This window comes from Clostridium tertium (assembly GCF_017873245.1).
Lineage (GTDB): Bacteria > Bacillota > Clostridia > Clostridiales > Clostridiaceae > Clostridium > Clostridium tertium.
Window position 1 is genome coordinate 26,176 of record NZ_JAGGJY010000023.1, and the last position, 16,311, is coordinate 42,486.

General features: G+C 27.1%; 11 protein-coding genes. All 11 read right to left on the reverse strand.

Annotated elements, in window-relative coordinates; all coding sequences use genetic code 11:
• Positions 1 to 214 precede the first annotated feature (214 nt).
• Positions 215 to 2,077: an oxidoreductase gene (locus tag J2Z25_RS17495; RefSeq protein WP_209741484.1), complete on the reverse strand. Its 1,863-nt coding sequence runs from the start codon at positions 2,075 to 2,077 to the stop codon at positions 215 to 217.
• Between the two features lie 466 nt (positions 2,078 to 2,543).
• On the reverse strand, positions 2,544 to 5,132 hold the full coding sequence (locus J2Z25_RS17500; RefSeq protein WP_209741485.1) for a glycoside hydrolase family 3 N-terminal domain-containing protein: 2,589 nt from the start codon (positions 5,130 to 5,132) through the stop codon (positions 2,544 to 2,546).
• Between the two features lie 286 nt (positions 5,133 to 5,418).
• A complete protein-coding gene (locus J2Z25_RS17505) occupies positions 5,419 to 6,000 on the reverse strand; it encodes an AAA family ATPase (RefSeq protein WP_209741486.1) in 582 nt (193 codons plus the stop codon).
• A gap of 217 nt (positions 6,001 to 6,217) precedes the next feature.
• Entirely contained in the window at positions 6,218 to 7,801 is a 1,584-nt protein-coding gene (locus tag J2Z25_RS17510) for an ABC transporter permease/substrate-binding protein (RefSeq protein WP_209741487.1), read from the reverse strand.
• Positions 7,801 to 8,928, reverse strand: coding sequence for an ABC transporter ATP-binding protein (locus J2Z25_RS17515; protein ID WP_209741488.1), 1,128 nt, complete (start codon positions 8,926 to 8,928; stop codon positions 7,801 to 7,803). The genes J2Z25_RS17510 and J2Z25_RS17515 overlap by 1 nt, the downstream gene beginning before the upstream one ends.
• A gap of 434 nt (positions 8,929 to 9,362) precedes the next feature.
• Positions 9,363 to 10,271 (reverse strand): Gfo/Idh/MocA family protein, encoded by a 909-nt coding sequence (locus J2Z25_RS17520; protein ID WP_209741489.1) that lies wholly within the window; start codon positions 10,269 to 10,271, stop codon positions 9,363 to 9,365.
• 186 nt (positions 10,272 to 10,457) lie between these two features.
• Positions 10,458 to 11,261, reverse strand: coding sequence for an HAD family hydrolase (locus J2Z25_RS17525; RefSeq protein ID WP_245173486.1), 804 nt, complete (start codon positions 11,259 to 11,261; stop codon positions 10,458 to 10,460).
• A gap of 484 nt (positions 11,262 to 11,745) precedes the next feature.
• Positions 11,746 to 12,606: an EAL domain-containing protein gene (locus J2Z25_RS17530; protein WP_271833226.1), complete on the reverse strand. Its 861-nt coding sequence runs from the start codon at positions 12,604 to 12,606 to the stop codon at positions 11,746 to 11,748.
• A gap of 10 nt (positions 12,607 to 12,616) precedes the next feature.
• Positions 12,617 to 13,021: a hypothetical protein gene (locus J2Z25_RS17535; protein WP_209741491.1), complete on the reverse strand. Its 405-nt coding sequence runs from the start codon at positions 13,019 to 13,021 to the stop codon at positions 12,617 to 12,619.
• Positions 13,022 to 13,091: 70 nt separating this feature from the next.
• Positions 13,092 to 15,191 (reverse strand): hybrid sensor histidine kinase/response regulator, encoded by a 2,100-nt coding sequence (locus J2Z25_RS17540; protein ID WP_209741492.1) that lies wholly within the window; start codon positions 15,189 to 15,191, stop codon positions 13,092 to 13,094.
• Between the two features lie 299 nt (positions 15,192 to 15,490).
• On the reverse strand, positions 15,491 to 16,311 hold an 821-nt coding region (locus J2Z25_RS17545; protein WP_209741493.1), incomplete at its 5' end, for a hypothetical protein.

Below are 16,311 nucleotides of genomic sequence, written 5' to 3' on the forward strand. Positions count from 1 at the left end.
AATATTAATTTACTCACAATTTTCAGTTTATAATTTTTATTTTTCTGTTAATAACTTCTGGATAATTTATACTTGTACAATAATTTCTAGATTTTCTAGTATGGCCTTTAGCCATTACAACTATATGCTTGTCTTACTATTATATAGTAATATGATTAAAAGTAAAGGAGCTAATTTTTCATTAGCTCCTATCTGATAAATTTGTATTATTAATCTATATTACTATTGCTACTTCAAAGCCTTCATTAACTGCATGTTTAACCTTACGTGGTGCTAGTGCATCTCCTATAACTCTTATATCTTTTATTTTCCCTTCAAGTTCAGCTTTAATATTTTCTTGAGATCTGAAACCTAAAGCAATAACTACAGAATCGCAAACAATATTTTCTATAGTACCATCTACTTTTTCAACAATAACTTCATTGTCCTTTATTTCAACTAATTTTGTGCTAGCTAAAATATTAATTCCAATTTCTGCTACCATTGAACTTAAAGCTAGTAAATTATTGAATGGCATAGGCTCTTCTAAAATACGCTCTTTCATTTCAATAATAGTTACTTCTTTGCCTTGCTCTGCTAAATGTACAGCAGTTTCACAGCCAACAAATCCACCGCCTGCAATAATAACATTTTCTCCTAGATTAATATTATTTGAAAGTACATCTATAGCTGCATGTACATTGCTACCATTTATACCTGGAAGTCTTGGTACTAAAGGAGTACTTCCAGTTCCAAGGATTACTACATCTGTATTTTCTTCAAGTATTTCATTAGAAGTACTATTTTTTTCAGTAACTACATTAACTCCAAGCTTATCCATTTGTATTTCATAATACCTAATCAATCTCTTTAAGTCATCTTTAAATTTTGGTACAGATGCTGGTATTAAATTACCGCCAAGTTTTTCTCCTTTTTCCCATAGAGTAACCTTATGTCCTCTTTTAGCTGCAACTATTGCTGCTTCCAATCCTCCTGGCCCGCCTCCAACAATAAGTACAGATTTTTTAACTTCAGCCTCAGATAACTTTTCCCCTTCTCTTCCGCATCTTGGATTAACACCACAGGATACTGGCTCACCAGAAAGTATTGAAAACATACATTCATTACATCCAATACATGGCACAATATCTTCTGATCTGTTTTCTTTCACTTTATTAACCCACTCAGGATCAGCTAGTAAATAATGCCCTAATGCTACAAAATCTGCTATACCCTTAGATACTATTCTCTCTGCTACTTCAGGGTATCCCATCTTTCCATGTCCAATAACAGGGATACTAACTTCCTTTTTTACAGCTTGTATATATTTTTCATGTAACGCTGGTTCTTGATATATTGTTGGGATTGCATTTTGCCAGCAAGCATGACATCCTATATCTACATGAAGAGCAGAAACTCCTAAATTTTCAAGTAATTTTGCCATCTTAATTCCTTCTTCAGGTTCTCTTCCACCTCTTATAAGATGAGTTGGTGAAAACTTATAAATTATAGGATAATCTTCTCCACAACTTTTTTTAACTGCTTCAATTATTTCTAGAGATATTCTCATTCTTCCTTCAAAGCTACCACCATATTCGTCTTCTCTAGAATTCCATAATTCTGTTTGGAATTGATCAATTAAATATCCACCATACCCATGAACTTCAATAGCATCCACTCCAGCTCTTTTAGCTAAAGCTGCTGCTCTTCCAAAAGCTTCTACTTGCTTATGTATTTCTTCTATTGAAAATGGAGGATTATTTTTACCTACATATCCTATATTTCCAGCTCCTAAAGAAAGTTGAATACATAGTTTTGAACCAAAAGAATGTATTTTATCTGCTAATTTTTTTATTCTATCTATTTTATCCTCATTGTCTAACAAGAACATACTATTAGGTTTTTGGAATTCACTTGTAACTAAAGTAGCTCCAGTCATGATTAAGCCTGTCCCACCTTCTGCTCTAGCTACATAATAATCAATTGATCTTTCAGAGAATCCGAAATCCTCATCAACATAATCAATTCCCATTGGAGCCATTACAATTCTGTTCTTTAATGTTAAATTCCCAATTTTTCCGTGCTCTAAAATCATCATTATTAACACACCAACCCTTATTAAGTTATATTTTTAACAATATTTGATAAAAAATTTTTCATTACTTATTATTTAATTGTTTACATACATATTATTTGCATATTATATGCACAAAATCATTATAGATTATTTAACAATTTAAATCAATACGTTTAATACATTTTGTTTTAACATCTAGTTTAATAAACAAAAAAGACTACTATTTAAGTAGCCATTAAACATTTTTATAAATTCGAAAAATCTGAAAATTATCAACAATTATCTTTTATTTATTAACAGTTTTTGGTTTATAAATTTTATTTTCTTGTTAATATTTTTTAATAAATACTACTTGTATAATAATTTAGATTTTCTAGTATGTCCGTTACTTTTTTACCATGTGCTTGTCTTATTATTATATAGTATTTTAATTAAAAGTAAAGGACCTCACGTTTAGTTAGGTCCTTTGCCTTAATTTATATATTAATTACTTTTTATTTCTTTTTTTGTTCAAAACAAATCCTAAAGCAGTCATTGCTAAACCTAGAGCCCCTGTTGCTATTGGTGTAACTACAACTCCTGTGTTTGGTAACTTGCCTCCATTATTATTATTTGTTTCTGGTTTATTCGTATCTTCTGGCTTTTCTTCATTCCCTGGCTTATTGCCATCATCCGGCTTATTTTCTTCATTCCCTGGTTTATTTTCTTCTTCTGGAGCTTCTACTTTTATAATATTAATATATCTATTTTCCAATGTTGTATTAAATGTTCTGTCTTTTGAATCTACAATTTCTACAGAATGAATAATATTAACATCTTGCCCTTCTTCTGCAATTGCTTTTAATGTCACTACTAAACTTGTTTGTGACTCAATGGATTTTTCTATAGATTTATCACTTAAGGATATATTTATTTCAGAATCTTTTACTTCTACCTTTTTCACTTCAACCTTTTCATCAGCTGATTTTACTGATACTACTTCAAAAGCATCACTATTAAAGTTTATTTTTTCTAAGTAATTTTCTGATTTTAAGCCTTCTATTTCATTTACATTAACTTTTACTTCTATTTCTTCACCTGATTTAACTTCTGCTGGTGCTTCAATTGTAGTTGTTCCTACCGATATTAAATTCGTTATACCATATCCATATTCAAAAGCATTTACATCTAAGTTAGCTACTCCATTTTCATTAACTGTTGGAATACTAACTGGTAATGTTCCTCTTGCTTCTGATCCTCCAAAGACAACTTCTATTGCTGCTGGGATATTGGGTCCAAAAGCTTGTACTGGTGATAATCCTCCATCTGCTTCCGTTGGATCCATGCCTTTATATCCATAAGCTATTACTTCTGCTTTTGCATTTTTATGTGCAGCTACATCATACGGCTTACCAATACTTACAACTACTGAATCTTTATTTAATTCATTTGCATAAGAAGTTACTGCATTTGGTATTGCTGTTATCCAATGGGTACTATTTAAATGTGTGTAATTTCCCATTTCTGATAAAACTATTACGTAATCTGCTTCATCAATTTTACTTTTTAATTCATCTGTTATTTCATTCTCTTTCAAATAGCAATAGGTATCTAATTCGACTGAATCAACTTTTCCTTCTTTCATAAGTCTATTTAATCCAAATTTCATACCTGGTAATTCATTATCATATGGAGCTACAAGTAAAACTTTTTCTCCTTCTTTAGGATTTAGAGGTAACACATTATTTTCATTTTTAACTACAGTTATAGCTTCTGCTGAAACTCGTCTTTCAACATCTCTATTTTCCTTGGAACCAACCACACTTTTTGCATTTTCAATTTTTTCTTCGGCTGTTCTATTATCATTTTCAACGTTAATTATTCCTCTATCTATTTTTAGCTTAACTACTCTAGCTGCTGATTCATTTATTCTTTCTTCTGATATTTCTCCTTTAGCAACAGCTTCCTTAACTCCTTCAACTATTGCTCTAAGCTTTGGAACATCCGCTTTACTTCTTAAAATAGTTGGCATTAAAGCTATATCAACACCAGCATCAAATGCAATTTTTACAGTTTCAACTTCTCCAAAATTTTCTGAAATTGCAGCCATATTCAGAGCATCTGTTATAATAACACCGTCAAAATTCATGTCTTCTCTTAGCAATCCTGTTAATATGTCATCTGATAAAGTTGCTGGAATCTGTATCTCTTGTCCATCCTTTATAGACGTATAGGTATCTTTTTCAATTTGTGGAAATTGAATATGAGCTGTCATTATCATATCAACACCATTATCTATAGCGGCTTGAAATGGTTTTAACTCAGCTTCTTTTAATTCTTCAAGCGATTTGTCAACTTTTGGTAAACCATAATGAGAATCTGTTGCTGTATCTCCATGCCCTGGGAAGTGTTTAGCTGCTACTGATACACCATTTTCTTGAATTCCTTTTATCATTTTAACTCCAAGCTTTGCAACTAAATCCGGATTGCTCGAAAATGATCTTAGTCCTATAACAGGATTTAATGGATTATTATTAATATCTACTGATGGAGCAAAATTAACATTTATTCCTAATGAATTTAATTCTCTTCCTATTACTAATCCTGTGTCATAAGAACTTTGTTCATTTTTAGTTGCACCTATAGCCATGTTTCCTGGAAAATTTGTTCCTGTTCCTAATCTTGTAACAATTCCTCCTTCTTGGTCTATTGTTGTTAATAATGGTAGATTCCCATCTTGATCATTTATTGCAACTTGCTGCATGTCATGAATTAATTTAGTTGTTTGCTCCGTTGTTTTTACGTTTTGAGCAAATAATATAACTCCACCTAGGTCAAATTCATCTATAATTTCTGCCACTTCATCATTCATTTCTGTCAGATCTTGAACCGTGGCTTGTCCTTCTTGTTTCCATTGTCTAAAATCAGGCATTAACATTTGCCCTATTTTTTCCTCTAAGGTCATTTGACTTACAATTTTCTCTGCCTCAGCTTTTGAATTTAAAGTATTTGCATGTACCATCTTAATATTCCCTAATACTAAAGTGCTTGTAACAGCTAAGGCACTCAAAATTGCTACTATTTTTTTCTTTTTCATACTACTTTCTCATCCCCCTTAACAAGTGAAATTTCATTTCACCTTTTACATAAATTATACCAATCCCCCTTATCATTTCAACCGTTTTCATATTTGTTTTTACGACATCTTTTTTATTAAAAAGCTTTATTGCATAAAAATATTGTATATTTGCTAAGATTTTAAATATTACCTTAAACAACAATATTCTTGAATTTTCATTTCATAAACTTATATTTCAAATTCTATTTTCAAATAATCTAATTGTTTTTGCGCCAAAAAAAAAGATCCCTCTAAGAGGAATCTTTTACTTCGCCATATCTAGATTTATTTCCTGAGAAATTCCCACAATATCTAATATTTTTTCTGCTCTTTCTTTTGTTGATCCTGTTATTTCCGTATACCTAACATTTTCTGCTTCTAAAAAGCTTAAGATAGCCTTGTCCACTGCTTGTGCTAATTCTTCATCCTGCCATCTTACTCCATCTTTTGAATAACCAAATTCTCTTGGCACAAAGAATATGTGATCATACTTTGGTAAATCTCTTAAAGCTAACACATAAAGATCTTTTAATATTTCTATTTCTTTTGTTGTTCTTTTCTTATCACCAAGCATAAATCTAGCATATATGTATGGTACAAATGTTGCATAGTCTGTTAATGCATAATCGAAGTCATTTAAGCTCTCTTCTAAATGAAGTTGTCCTAAATAAATTCCATATTGCTCAGCTATGTTTTCTATCATACCTTTATCTCTTAGGTAATCTGTACTATACTCTGTTGCTACACCTACATTTAAATCTCTAATTTTCATATCCACATAAAGTTGTTGTATTAATGTAGTTTTCCCACATCTTGGTCCACCTAAAATGGCAATTCTCTTTGGCATTGCAAACCCTCCAAAAATTTCTATATAAAACTAAATAATTTTTCAAAATAGATTTTAATTATATCAACAATCGACATAAATTTCAATGTATATTGAAGGTAATATTCATGTTTTATAATTAGTAATAATTGTGAAACCTAAATTTCGTTATCTTTTTATAAAAAAAGAATCCCACCTTGAAGCGGAATTCTTTCACTTTTTCACTATTACCTCTTCCCTATTCAATCAGCCCTTCTGATTTTAAGAATTCTATAGCAACAGTTTTTACGTCTCTTTTATTTATATCGACTTCATAGTTTAATTTTCTCATTTTTTCTTCTGTTAATTTTCCATCTAGCTTTCCTAATATATCCTTTAATTCTGGAAACTCCTTTAAAGTATCCTCTCTTATAATTGGAACTGCATCATATGGTGGAAAGAATTCTTTATCATCTTCTAACACAACTAATTGAAATTTGTCAATTAAACCATCTGTTGTAAATGCATCTATAACTTGTGTTTCATTATTTACTAAAGCTGTATATCTTAAACCTCCATCAACAGGTTTAACTTGCTTGAACTTCATATTATAAGCCTTTTCTAAACCTATTAAACCATCTTCCCTATTAGGGAATTCTATTGTTGGCCCTATTACTAAGTCTCCTGCAACCTTTGCTAAATCTGAAACTGTCTTTAAGTTATACTTTTCTGCTGTTTCTTTTGTAATTGCCATTGCATATGTGTTATTAAAACCTAATGGGTTTAATAATTCTATATTATAATCATTCTTAAATCTTTCTTGAACTATATTATAAACTTCTTCTCTATTTGAATTTGGTTCTGAAATATTAAGTATATTTACATAACCAGTTCCTAAATATTCTACATATACATCTGCTGCTCCTGATTTTAATGCATTAAAGGTTACTTGGCTTCCACCTAAGTTAAACTTTTCTTCTACTTTTATATCTGTATTTGCTTTAACTAACTCTGATAATATATTTCCTACAATAAGTTGCTCTGTATAATTTTTAGATGCTATTGTTATTTTCTTTTCATTTCTATTTATAATACTTGTACCTATTACTCCACCTATAACAATCACTGCTAAAACTGAAGCTATAATTATATTTCTCTTTTTATTTTTATTTGAACTATTTCTTTTTACCTTCATAGTTCCATCTGATTTTCTAATTCCATTTGGCATTGTAGCTGCTTCTATTTTTCCTGTTATCCAGTCTATTACTAAAGCTAAAATAGCTGCTGGAATCGCACCAAATAGTATAAGGTTATTATCTACTGTTTGGATACCTGAGAATACTAAATATCCAAGACCACCTGCCCCTACAAAGGCTGCTATTGTCATAAGTCCAACAGCCGTAACTGCTGCCATTCTTATACCTGCCATCATAACTGGCATTGCTAGAGGAATCTTTATAAGCTTAAGAGTTTGTCCACTAGTCATACCTAAACCTTTTGCTGCTTCTAGCATATCTGGATTTATATTTGTAATACCTGTATAAGTATTTTTTATTATAGGTAACATTGAATATAGCACTACCATTGTTATAGCTGGTGCTGATCCTATACCTATAACAGGTATCAAGAAACCTAATATAGCTAAACTTGGTATAGCTTGAGTTAAATTTGCAAATCCAATTACGCCACTAGCTAGCTTTTTATTCTTAGTTATAAATATACCTAAAGGTACACCAATTACTACTGCTATTAAAACTGCTATAACTGTAAGCTGTACGTGCTCTAATAAAAGAGATAGAATTTCCGATTTCTTTGTCATTAATTGTTCCATAAAAGTACTCATTAATTATCGCCTCCCATCTCAATGTATTGACTACTTAAAACTGATATTAAACTACTTCTTGTTACTAATCCTAACAATCTATAAGCTTCATCACAAACTGGTAAGTATCCTTTCTTTAAATTATTGAATACTTCTAATAACTCTGGTAAGCTAGTATCTCCTGAAACCAATATAGGCTCTTTATTCATAACTTCTTCAACTAATTTATTTTTTTCTTCTATCTTTTGAATATTTTCCAATGTAATATATCCTAATAATGTTCCTAGTTTATTTATTACAAGTAAACTATCTACTTTCTTTTCTCTCATTATTTCTCTTGCTTGAAGCAAGTTTCTCTTTGGACTAACTGTTACTGGTTTTGATATCATAACATCTTCTGCTTTAATCATTTCTGGTTTTGTCCAAATCTTATTTTTACCAACAAATTCTTCAACATATTCTCCTGCTGGATTTTTTAATATATTTTCCGGAGTATCATATTGAAGTATTTTTCCTTCTTTTAATATACATATCTTATCTGCTAAATTTATAGCTTCATCCATATCATGAGTTACGAAAACTATAGTCTTCCTATATTCCTTTTGAATATTAAATAACTCTTCTTGAAGCTCCGCTCTTGTTATTGGATCTAATGCACTAAAAGGCTCGTCCATTAGTATTATTTCAGCATCTGCTGCAAAAGCTCTTGCAACTCCAACTCTTTGCTGTTGTCCACCACTTAATTCTACTGGATACCTATCACTATACTTTTCCGGCTCTAATCCAACCATATTTAATAAATCTATTGTCTTTTGATCAATTTCCTCTTGAGTTTTTCCCATAAGCTTAGGTATTATTTCTATATTTTCTTTTACTGTCATGTGTGGAAATAAACCTGTTTGTTGAATTACATAACCAATACTTCTTCTAAGTAATATTGGATCCATTTCTTTTATATTTTTCCCATTAACTAATATTTCTCCTGAAGTAGATTCTATTAATCTATTTATCATTTTTAATAAAGTAGTTTTACCACAACCACTTGATCCTATTAAAACTACTAGATTTCCATCCTCTATATTTAAATTAAAATCTTCTAATATAACGTTATTCTTATAGCTTTTTTTAACATTTCTAAATTCAATCATAAATTACCTCCTAAACTCAGTAACAACCTTATACTAACACTAAGTTGTCAGATTGTCAAATTATTTTCTGAATATTTGGTATTTATTTCATCTTTTAAATTGTTGATTTTATCAATCCATTTCTTATACAAAGCTAGTTATATTCTAGTTTAACGCAAATGGATTCTTTAAATTTAAAATATTTTATCCCCAAATATTTCTTTACTATATATTACTTTTATATAATAAGCAAACGTACTTAACTTTGCTTATTTTACCTCTCGTATATTTATTAAAATTAATGCAATCTTGCATATATATGTTCACTTAAAAAACGAAAGAATAAAATTATAAAAAGACTAACTAAAATTTAAATTCTAATTAGTCTTTTTATAAATCTACTTATATATTTCTTCTATTATCTTACTTTTAATATTCATTTTTAATAGTTTTATCTATTCATTAGTAGTTATAAACTTAACTATATTCTCACAAATTTCATGTGTTCTTACAGAATCACTTATTGATGGATTTGGAATAGATTTATTTTTTACTGATTCTATAAAATGATCTATTATATCTTCAAAGCCTCTTTTATATAATGTTGTATCCCAACCTCCAAAGCTAGTCTTTGTTCTACCACTATTGTTTACTTCTATAGTATCAACTAAATCTTCAACAATATATTTATTTCCTTTTATCATATATTCAATATTTTCTTCAGTTATCCCTGCAGTTCTATTCATTATTCCAACTGCAGTTGTATCATTACCTTTTAATGTTACCACTACATTATGAAGATCATTTCTATCCTTTAGATAATTAACATCAATATTTTTAACTTCTTCATCCATTAAAAATCTTAATGTATCCACAACATGTATAAAATCTTCCACAATAAACCTTCTTATATCACCAGGTGGATATTCCCTATTTTTTTGCATTACAATTATATCTGCTTTTCCTCTGCCCTTAAGTTCTTTAACTTTAGGACAAAATCTTCTATTGAATCCAACCATAGCAATAACATTGCGTTCTTTTGCTAAACTCTCTATCTCTTTGGCTTCTTCAAAATTAAAACTAATAGGCTTATCTATATATACACTAATACCTTGCTTTATTAATTTTTTAGCTATTTCATAGTGTCCATCTGCATGTGTTGAAATTATTGCTGCATCTATATCTTCTTTTAATAAATTTTCAATATTAGTATATGCTCTATCTATGTTATACTTATTTGATATTTCTTCTAACACAGCCTTATTTCTAGTGGAAATTAAAAGTTCCACATCTTCTTTTACTGTTAAAATGGGTAAATAAGCTTTTTTAGCTATTGCCCCTAAACCAATTATTGCAAGTCTCATAAAATCCCTCCATATATAGCATAATAATTTGTATAATATTACTATTTATTATACATTATAATTCTTCTATGATAACTTAAATCTAAATAATATTTGATATAATTTCATTGGTAATATAATTAAGCCTAGATAATATAACTATATAATTAATCTTATTTATCAAATTCTATATAATATACATTTTGTTTATATTAATTCTAATTTCTTTAATCCCTTTGCTATACCTTCATTTTCAACATCCTCTGTAAAATCAAAGGCATGCTCCTCTAACCCCTTATGATATCCTCCCATAGCTATACCATGCTTTACAACCTGGAACATTTCTATATCATTTTCTCCATCTCCAAAGGCATAAGCATTTTCTCTATCTATTCCTAGCTTTTCTAGTAGATGATCAACTCCATAACCTTTTGTGTATTTTGATACATATATTTCAAATGTATCACCAAATTGATTTGCCATAAATGCAAGGCCTTCATCTTTGTATTTATCACAAACTAACTTATAAGAGTTTATATCTTTTCCTATAGCTATTATTTTGCTTGTTTTTACAGTATCTTTTTCCCAATCTTCTGTAAAGTTTTCTATTCCAAGATTAGCTTTAATTACAAGATCTCTAACTTTTTCATTATTTATATCTAATACATAATTATTTTCTTGTCCCTCTAAAATGTATACTATATCATTCTCTTCAAGAAAACTTAGTATATCCTCAAGCTTTTTATTATTTATACATTCATTAAATATTAATTCATTTTCAATTTCTGCATAAGCTCCATTAGATGCTATATAACCATTTAAACCTAAATCAACTATTTCATTAGTAATAGAACTCTTAGGTCTTCCTGTTGCTAAAACAGTTAAATAACCATTTGCCTTTAATTTATTTATAGCTTCCTTTGTAGCATTTGTTGGAGCATATATACTTTTTGTCCAATCTATTAAAGTTCCATCTACATCAAAAAAAACTATTCCCTTGTTATTCATCATTCTTCCCCCTTGTAATTATGTCGCCAAATAAATTTATATAGCTATTAATTTATATAAAGTCCTGTTTCATTTACTATGTAACTATATATTATTTAAAACTTAAATTTCAATTTGCGTATTCTTCAATTTTTTATTAACTTATATCTTAACTTTTTAGTATATAATATCATATACTTATTTACTTTAAAAGTTTTCTTATATTTGCTCTCAAGTATGCCTAAAATTAAATTTTATTACATATTTTAATTTTTAACGCTTGCTTAATATATCTATATAATCTAATAATTTATCATAATAATCCTTATATTTCTTACAGATCTTTATCTTCTAATTATTATAAAATACTTATCATACATGATATCTCTAACCTTTCCTACTTATTGCAACTTATAAAAATATTAATAAAAAATCCCTAGGGTATTATCCTAGAGATTTCACTTCCATTTATGTATCATATATCAGTTATTTATTAACATATTCTTTTCTAATTAAATATTTCTAACTTCTCAAAATCGCTTATATTTGTAGGACGTCCATACAAATATCCTTGTACAATTTCACAACCTAAATTTTTTAGGACTTGTGCTTGCTCAAAGTATTCTACTCCTTCAGCAACAACTTCTAAGCCTAACCTATTGGCCATATTAATAATACTTTCTATAACTATTTTCCCTTTTTCTGATATATCTTTCTTATCTAAAAATAATTTATCTAGTTTTATTGTATCTATTGGAAGATTTTTTAGTATAGTTAATGATGAGTATCCATACCCAAAATCATCTAAAGATACCTTTATTCCTAAATCCTTTATTTCTTTTATAACAGAAATTATCTTGTTTGTATCTTTGAGCATTACTCTTTCCGTTACTTCTATTTCTAAAAATCTAGTATCTATATTATAATTATTTATAATATCATTTAATTTTGTTATGAAGGTATCATCTTCAATTAAAGTTACTCTCGATATATTTACTGATATAGGAACTAATTTAAACTTATTATCTGACCATCTATTAATAATTTTGCAAGCTTCTTCTAAAATATAAAGATCAAGCTCTATTATGGACTTATCTTTTTCTAATATGCAAATAAACCTTTCTGTGTTAATCACCCTTTTATTTTTACTATTCACTCTAACTAAACATTCAGCTCCAACTATAGATTCACTTTTCAAACTATATTTTGGTTGAATATATATATCAAATTCATTATTTCTTAAAGCACTATGTAAATAAATTTCCCTTTTATAATATTTTTTAAAAATATCTCTATAAATATAACTAATAAATAATACTATAACTAATATTAGCAAGAAGATTATAACAAATTCAACCAACCATATCACCTTTTTTCATCTATAATATTATATCAATAAATTTTCCTTTTTCTTTATCAGTATTATTTTTATTATTAATATCATTTTCATATGAAGTTATCTCTAAGGTATTCTTATAATTACTCATTTGCTTTTGTTTTCTTCTTCCAAATAGTTCTATTTGATTTATATTAGAATCTTTTAATTTATTAATATAATCACTTGAAACTTTTACTTTTTCATATTCGTATTTGTCTAACAATTCTTTTAGATTTATATTAATATCTAACTTCTTTATATCTTTATCTATTATTCTAATAAAATCATCATAATTCATTATTACTTTTCTTTTAATTATAATTTCTATTATAAATAGCATTAAGCTTATTAATAATGTTACAATAAATAAACATGAAATTATAAATATTATAACTCCCTCATGCATTTTATCACCTCAACGACAAATTTTCTGTAATACATTTATATATTTCAATAAATATCTTAAACTAGAATATTTATAGTAAAGCTTTAATTATGCCTTCTCTACTTATCGGTTTTGAAGTATACCAATTCATCCCTGACTTTATGGCTTCTTCTTTATCTTCTTTAAAATCATTAGCAGACATAGCTATTATTTTTATTGATTTTGAATCTTCTCTTTCAAAACTTCTTATTATTTTAGTTGCCTTATATCCATCAATAATGGGAATTTTAATATCCATTAGTATATAGCTATAATAATTAACTTCTGATTTATAAAACATTCCTATTGCTTCTTCCCCATTTGTAGCACACTTTACATTTAACCCTAACTCTGTCAAAATCTCCTTTGTTATCATTCGATTTATCTCATTGTCTTCTACTAATAGAATATTCTTATCTTTTAATAACTTTTCATCAATATCTTGTATATTATCTTCTTCTTGTTCATTCATATATTGCTTAAATTCTAAGTTAAATGTAAATATACTTCCATATCCCAATTTACTTTCTACTATCAGTTCTCCCCCCATTGCCTCTATAAACTCCTTGCATATGGATAGCCCTAATCCACTTCCACCAAATTGTCTGCTATTGGAATTATCTTCTTGCGCAAATGGTAAAAACATTTTATCCATAAATTCTTCACTCATACCAATACCATTATCACTTACCTTAAACATAATTTTTACATTTCCATCTAAGTCTTTACTTATTAGTTTTATGAATAATGATATAGTACCTTCATTGGAAGTATATTTAATTGCATTTATTAATAAATTTAGTATAATCTGCTTAAGCTTCAGTTCATCTCCTATTATAGTTAGATCATCTATCCCCTCTGTGACTATTTTATAATTTTGATTTTTTTCATCTATTTTATCTTTGATAATGACATTAATATCACTCAAAATATTATTAATCTTTACTTTTTGTTTTTCTATTCTTATTACCCTTGCTTCTATCTTAGAAATATCTATAACATCATTAAGTAAACTTAATAAATGATTTGATAATACATCTATTTTTTTAAGATATTCTTTAACCTTTAAATTACTATCACTTAATTTTATTGTAGCCGAAGTCAATCCCATTATTCCATACAATGGAGTCCTAATCTCATGGCTTATATTAGCTAAAAATATTCTTTTAGCTAAGTTAGCTTCTTCTAATTGAGCATATTTTTGATTATATCTTATTAATAAAATAAATGCTGATATAGTTACAATCATTATTGCTACAACTAACAATATACTAGATATTAATATTTTATTTGAGTTTGCTAATACTGAGTTTCTAGATAAAGAAACTACTACATATAAATCCATTGAATTTTCTATTTTTGAATATCCCAAATAATATTTTTGATTTTTATGGCTAACAATTTCTATACCATCTTCGCCATAATCCATATCGCTAATTATTTCCTCAGCCACATCTATATTATTTTGTTCTAAAAGCGTATTAAACATATTTTCATTTTTAAGAAACACAGCATCATTATTTGTAACTAGAATATCTCCCTTAGAATCAACTACATATGTTGATACTTGCCCAAAATAATTTTCTATATTAGATAAATTAATTAAATTTTCTATACTATCTGTTGCAAATAAAATACCTTTTATAGCTCCATTATTAATTATTGGCATTGTACTAATAACAACTATGCTATTATCAATTTTATCTCTTGTTTTATAGTAAACAGGACCTTTTCCCGACATTACTTCTTTAAAATCCCATCTATCCTTAATAGAATACCGCTTATCATCTGTAGTAATTGCGTTACCATCTATATCTGATATACCTATCCTTTTGAACCCTCTTAGTGTGGCTTCATCTTTCAATAAAACTGCCAGTTCTTCTTTATTATTATTATAATCACTTAATATATCTGAATTCGATATTAATATTGATTTTAATATTTCTTTTCTTATATTAAATAAATTAGATATAGAGCTAGACTCTTTTACTGATGTAGTTTTTACAAACCTATACGCATCTTCAATTAATATACTTTTTATGTAATTAATATAGATCCTTATAAGTATAATTAAAATTATTATTATTATTAATATTGAAAATTTTATTATATTCTTTTTATAAAATTCTTTTCCTATCTTTTTAAAATTCATCATTATTATCCTTTAAGTAATAATTTACTTCAGTTAAATATAATTAAACTTCCCTATTACTTAATTAGTCTATTAAATAATTATAGTATTTCTAAAATCGAATTTGTAGGAGCTGTAATATATTTATTATGGATGAAATAACTGGTTTGTTTTATTTTAGGGAAATTAAATTTATACAACTCCTATACAGATTAATTATATCATGTATATAATTTAAGAACATAATCAGAACATAAAAAGATATTTTTTTGATGTGAAATGTAAAAAAAGATAAAAAGCTTTAATACTTTTTATCCTTTCTACAACATACACTTAATTGTAAATTTATAATTTTCCTTGTTATAATTTATTATAGCTTTTAATTCTTTTGCTTTTTGATCTAATTCATTTACTATTTTGCTTTCTAATTCACTATATTCATTAGTAAAAGTAGATAATTTTATATAAAAACAATATTGCCTCTCTACACTCTTTAATTGACACTCTATTTTTTTTTCATAATCTCCATTTTCTATTAAATTAATACATATATACATAGTCTTCATTAATAAATCAGCTAAATCTATTATTTTATTACTATTATCTATACTTCCTTCAAAAACTAATTTAATAGATTTTACCTTACATATTTCTTCAATGTTATGTAAAATAGAATCTATAACTAAGTTATTTGTATAATATATCTTATTTATATTACTTAGATTTCCTTCTAAACTTTCTATGTATTTTTCAATACTATTATAATCTTTTCTAGTAAGTAATATCTTTATTGATAATAAATGATTTTTTATATCATGCTTAAAAACTTTATATTTATTATATCTATTTATATATATTTCATAATATTTTTTTTGCATTAAATGATTAGTTTCTAATAGCATATTTTTTTCTTCCAATATAGCAATATTATATAAATCTCTTAACTTAAATAAATTTATGTACATAATAAATAAGCATAATAATATTATATAAATTAATCCTTCATTAGCTATTAAATTCTCATATAAATATATCTTTATTATAATATCTAATGATAAACTTATACTTAATAATATAAAGATTTGTCTGCTATTTTTTATATTATTAAATATTTTGATAATTATATATTTATAAGATCGGA